The following is a 5348-nucleotide window of genomic DNA, read 5'->3' as shown; positions in this document are numbered from 1 at the left end:
CTCCATGCCGGTCTCGCCGGTCGCCGTGTCCATCGGCGCGAACGAGGCCGTGCGGGCGCCGAGTTGGGGGGGGGCCGCCCCCGGGACGGCTCAGCCCGGCGGGGGGAGGGCGAGGGACGCGCGCCGGCGGGGGCGGCCCCCCCCCCCGCCGCGGGGGGGCGGCCCCTCTTCATGATCGGCTGTGCGTGTTTCACGTGAAACGGTGCGTTTCACGTGAAACATGCACGCGGGGTGCCTCGGTCAGCCGGTCGGGCCTCCGAAGATGCCTCCGTTGCCGTTGCCGTTGCCGTTGCTTCCTCCACCGCCGGTCGGATCCTCTGTGGTCGGTGGCGACGGTTCGCCGGTGCTCCCATCGGTGGTCCCGCCGTCGGCGGCACCGCCGTTGTTGCTGCACTGCCAGTCCCAGTCGGCACAGGACTCACCGGGATCGGGGCTGCCCGAGGGGCTCTCGGACGGTCCGGTATCCGTGGGGGTCGGCGACGGCGACTCCTCCGGCTCCTCGGTCTCCGTAGGAGTCGGGCTCGGCGGCGGCGTCTCACCGACGACCTCACCGATCGGCTCCGGCACAGGGAAGTTCTTCACGGGCTGGTCCTTGAGGGCCTGCTCCATGTAGTCCTTCCAGATCTGCGCGGGGAACGAGGCACCGTGGATCTTCTCCTCGCCACCCGTGCCGAACATCTCCAGGAACTCGCGCTTCTTGTTCCCCTCGTTGTCGTCGAGGCGGTACATGCTGATCGCCGTCGACAGCTGCGGGGTGTAGCCGACGAACCAGGCGGACTTGTTGCCGTCGGTCGTACCGGTCTTGCCCGCCACCTGGCGGCCGCTCAGCTGGGCCGAGGTACCGGTGCCCTTCTCGACGACGGTCCTGAGCACGTCGGTGACGTTGTTGGCAACGTCCGGGTCGAAGGCCCGCTTGGTCTGCGACTCGTGCTCGAAGACGGTGTTGCCCTTGTGCTCGACTTCCTTGACCGAGTACGGCTCGTTCTGCTTGCCGCTGGAGGCGAACGTGGAGTACGCACCGGCCATGCGGATCGCGCTCGGAGAGGACGTACCGAGAGAGAACGACGGGTAATTGGCGCTGGCCAGGCTGTTCTCCTTGATGCCGGAGGCGATGGCCGCCTCCTTCACCTTGTCGAGGCCGACATCCATGCCGAGTTGCACATAGGCCGAGTTGACGGACTCCCGCATCGCCTCGCGGAGGTCGATCTGGTAGCTCGGGGCGTTGTAGGACGCGTCACCGTCGTTGGTCTGCAGCCACTCCTTGCCTTCCTTGTCCGTCCAGATGCTGCCGTCGTAGTTCTTGATCTTGAGCTTGTTCTTGCCGCTGTAGAGGCTCTTGGGGTTGACGATGGTGCGCTCGCCCTCGCCCTGGTCCGGCAACCCCTCCTTGCTGCGCGTGCCGTCCTTGAAGGCGGCAGCCAGCACGAAGGGCTTGAACGTCGAGCCGACCTGCGCACCGGTCTGGTCCGCGTTGTTGGTGAAGTGCTTGGTCGCGTCCTCACCGCCGTAGATCGCCTCGATCGCGCCGTCCTTCGGGTTCACCGAGGCGCCACCGAACTGGACGTGGGTGTCCTTGTCCTTACGCAGCTTGGGCTTGATCTTCGCCTTGCGGACCTTCTCCACGGACTTCTCGAGCTCCTTGACCTTCGTCCTGTCGAAGGTCGTGTGGATCTCGTAGCCGCCCTGCTGGAGGTCATTGGCCGTGATCTTGCCGTCACTGTTGTTGATCACGTATGCCTTGGCCAGGTCGACCAGGTAACCGATCTGACCGCCGAGCTGGGCGTTGGACCGCGGGTTCTGCAGCTTCGGGAACTTCTGGTACTTGTCCCGCTCCGTGGAGGTCAGGTGGCCGTCCTTGACCTCTTCGTCAAGGATCCACCTCCACCGCTTCGTGGCCCGCTCCCTGTTCGCGTCGGGCGTGGCTGCGGGGTCGACCTCGGGGGAGCCAGCGGGGTCGTAGTACGTGGCGCCCTTGAGGACCGTCGCGAGAAGCGCGCACTGGCTGGGGTCCAGGTCCGTGGCGTCCATGTTGAAGTACGCGTGGGCCGCGGCCTGGATGCCATAGGCACCGCGGCCGTAGTAGGCGGTGTTGAGGTACCCCGCCATGATCTCTTCCTTGGGGACCGTCCGGCCGACCTTTATGGAGATGAAGAGCTCTTTGAACTTACGCGTGACCGTCTGCGACTGGTCATTGAGGCGCGCGTTCTTCACGTACTGCTGGGTGATGGTCGAGCCACCCTGGGTCTCGCCGCCCTTGGCCATGTTGACCAGGGCACGAGTGATGCCCATGGGGTCGACACCCTTGTCGTCCTCGAACGTCTTGTTCTCCGCCGAGATGACGGCGGTCCGCATCGCCTCGGGGATCTTCGCGTAGTCGATGATCTGGCGGTTCGTCTCACCACCGGTCGCGACCATCTGCTTGCCGTCGGCCCAGTAGTAGACGTTGTTCTGTGCCTTGGCGGCCTCGTCGACCTTCGGCACCTCCACCAAGGCGTAGGCGATTCCGGCGACCGCCATCAGGCTGCCGAGGAAGCCGACGAACAGGCCGGTGACAAGACGCCAGGACGGGACCCAGCGCCGCACACCTTGCTTGTTCGCGCGCGGGTAGTCGATGAACCGCTTCTTGGCGGGTCCCTGACCGCCACGGCCCCTGCCGCGACCCGGCCCAGCCGACCCACCGGGCCCACCACGTCGGCCTCCGCCACCACCGCCCGAGCGGCCGCCACCGGACCCGTCGGCCGCCCTGCGGCGGCCGCCGCCCGTGCCGACGGCACCACTGCGCTGTGCCGCGCGACGGGCCTCTGCCCGGCCGCCGTAGGAACGGTCCCCGTCGGGGGCACCCGATCCGTACGAGCCGGTTGAGGAAGTGGGCGATCCAGAGGCGCCACGCGGTGCCGCGCGGCGGCCCGACGAATCGCCGGAGACGCCGCGTCTGGTCGCGGCGCGTCCGCCGCCCTGCGGCTGCGGCGGTTTGCGACGGTGCTCGCTCATCGAACGATTACTCCTCGGGCAGGCGCAGATGTCCGCGCCTGGAAACGGCGGCTGGTTTCCGGTCCCCCCGAAGTACGGATGCGCCCATCCCGGCGCTCATCCGCACTACACCAGGGACGACGACGCCCTCTGGCGTCACTTGGTTCCCGGCGGTCTGCATGGCGCACAGACTACGCACCGTCAAAACCCTCGTAGAGCCGAAGTTCACCCCAAATCAGGCAAGTTACTTCCTACGAATCGGTGATGTGACGCCGTTCACCGTTTCCCCTCTTGCCCCGTGAGGAGGGCCGTTCTATCGTCTCGATGTATCGAGTCGATACATCAGCTCGGCATAAAGACCGTGCAGACAGACGCTGGCAGACGGGAGGCGACACATGAGCAGACGCTCCGGCATCCTCGAGTTCGCCGTGCTCGGCCTGCTGCGCGAGTCCCCGATGCACGGCTATGAGCTGCGCAAACGACTCAACACGTCACTGGGAGTGTTCCGCGCCTTCAGCTACGGGACGCTCTACCCCTGCCTCAAGACGCTGGTCGCCAACGGCTGGTTGATCGAGGAAACGGGGAGCACCCCCGAAGACGCTCTCGCGGCTCCCCTCTCCGGGCGCCGCGCCAAGATCGTCTATCGGCTGACGGCCGAAGGTAAGGAGCACTTCGAGGAGCTGCTCTCGCAGACCGGCCCCGACGCGTACGAGGACGAGCACTTCGCCGCCCGCTTCGCCTTCTTCGGGCAGACCTCGCGGGACGTACGCATGCGGGTGCTCGAGGGGCGTCGCAGCCGCCTCGAGGAGCGTCTGGAGAAGATGAGCGCCTCCCTGGCCCGCACCCGGGAGCGCCTGGACGATTACACGCTTGAGCTGCAGCGGCACGGAATGGAGTCCGTGGAGCGCGAAGTGCGCTGGCTGAACGAGCTCATCGAGAGCGAGCGGGCGGGGCGGGACCATCAGCGGTCCACCCCGGACGGCTCTGCTCGGCAAGACAGCACATCTGGGGAGTCGGGCGGCCTGCCCCGGCGGCGGGACGTGAACCCGCCGCCGGATCCGTCCGATGACACCGCCAAGTGAGACCCCGCGTTCCGCAGGGTTTCATCCGGAATACACAGATCACACAGGGAGCAACCGGAATGGGTTCGGTTCGCGTAGCCATCGTCGGCGTGGGCAACTGCGCCGCCTCGCTGGTCCAGGGCGTCGAGTACTACAAGGACGCAGACCCGGACACCAAGGTCCCGGGCCTGATGCACGTCCAGTTCGGCGACTACCACGTCGGTGATGTCGAGTTCGTCGCCGCCTTCGATGTGGACGCCAAGAAGGTCGGCCTCGACCTCTCGGACGCCATCGGCGCCAGCGAGAACAACACCATCAAGATCTGCGACGTGCCGAACAAGGGCGTCACCGTCCAGCGCGGCCACACCTACGACGGCCTGGGCCTGTACTACCGCCAGACCATCGAGGAGTCCGCCGATGCCCCGGTCGACATCGTCCAGATCCTCAAGGACAAGCAGGTCGACGTCCTCGTCTGCTACCTGCCCGTGGGCTCCGAGGACGCTGCGAAGTTCTACGCGCAGTGCGCCATCGACGCCAAGGTCGCCTTCGTCAACGCCCTCCCGGTCTTCATCGCCGGCACCAAGGAGTGGGCCGACAAGTTCACCGAGGCGGGCGTCCCGATCGTCGGCGACGACATCAAGTCGCAGGTCGGCGCCACCATCACGCACCGCGTGATGGCGAAGCTGTTCGAGGACCGCGGTGTCCGTCTTGAGCGCACCATGCAGCTCAACGTCGGCGGCAACATGGACTTCAAGAACATGCTCGAGCGCGACCGCCTCGAGTCCAAGAAGATCTCGAAGACGCAGGCCGTCACCTCGCAGATCCCGGACCGCGAGCTGGGCGAGAAGAACGTCCACATCGGCCCGTCGGACTACGTGGCGTGGCTGGACGACCGCAAGTGGGCGTACGTCCGACTCGAGGGCCGTGCCTTCGGCGACGTCCCGCTGAACCTGGAGTACAAGCTCGAGGTCTGGGACTCCCCGAACTCGGCGGGCGTCATCATCGACGCCCTGCGCGCCGCGAAGATCGCCAAGGACCGCGGCATCGGCGGCCCGATCCTCTCCGCGTCCTCGTACTTCATGAAGTCCCCGCCGGTGCAGTACTTCGACGACGAGGCGTACGACAACGTCGAGAAGTTCATCAAGGGCGAGGTCGAGCGCTAAAGCTCAGCTGTCGCACTTGTGTTGAGGGTGCCCCGGGCCAACGCCCCCGGGCCCCCCCCGGGTTTTTTGGGGTGGCCCCAGGCGGGGGGGGGGGTCCAGCGCAAAAATGTGGGCCGGCGGGGGTTTCGGCGCCCGCGCGCCGGGCGGCGGATAT

Annotated in this window: 3 protein-coding genes; 2 read left to right on the top strand and 1 reads right to left on the bottom strand. The window is 66.9% G+C overall.

The features are described from left to right. Positions 1–240: 240 nt before the first annotated feature. Positions 241–2991 (bottom strand): transglycosylase domain-containing protein, encoded by a 2751-nt coding sequence (locus tag ACFWY6_RS42960; protein ID WP_384702605.1) that lies wholly within the window; start codon positions 2989–2991, stop codon positions 241–243. Between the two features lie 374 nt (positions 2992–3365). On the opposite strand from ACFWY6_RS42960, the gene ACFWY6_RS42955 reads away from it, so the two are divergent. Continuing rightward, on the top strand, positions 3366–4052 hold the full coding sequence (locus ACFWY6_RS42955) for a PadR family transcriptional regulator (RefSeq protein ID WP_361828096.1): 687 nt from the start codon (positions 3366–3368) through the stop codon (positions 4050–4052). 59 nt (positions 4053–4111) lie between these two features. Continuing rightward, a complete protein-coding gene (locus ACFWY6_RS42950) occupies positions 4112–5194 on the top strand; it encodes an inositol-3-phosphate synthase (protein WP_384702601.1) in 1083 nt (360 codons plus the stop codon). Positions 5195–5348 lie beyond the last annotated feature (154 nt).

The organism is Streptomyces sp. NPDC059037, from assembly GCF_042740015.1.
In the GTDB taxonomy this organism is placed as follows: Bacteria; Actinomycetota; Actinomycetes; order Streptomycetales; family Streptomycetaceae; genus Streptomyces.
This window is presented reverse-complemented; position numbering and strand designations above follow the sequence as displayed.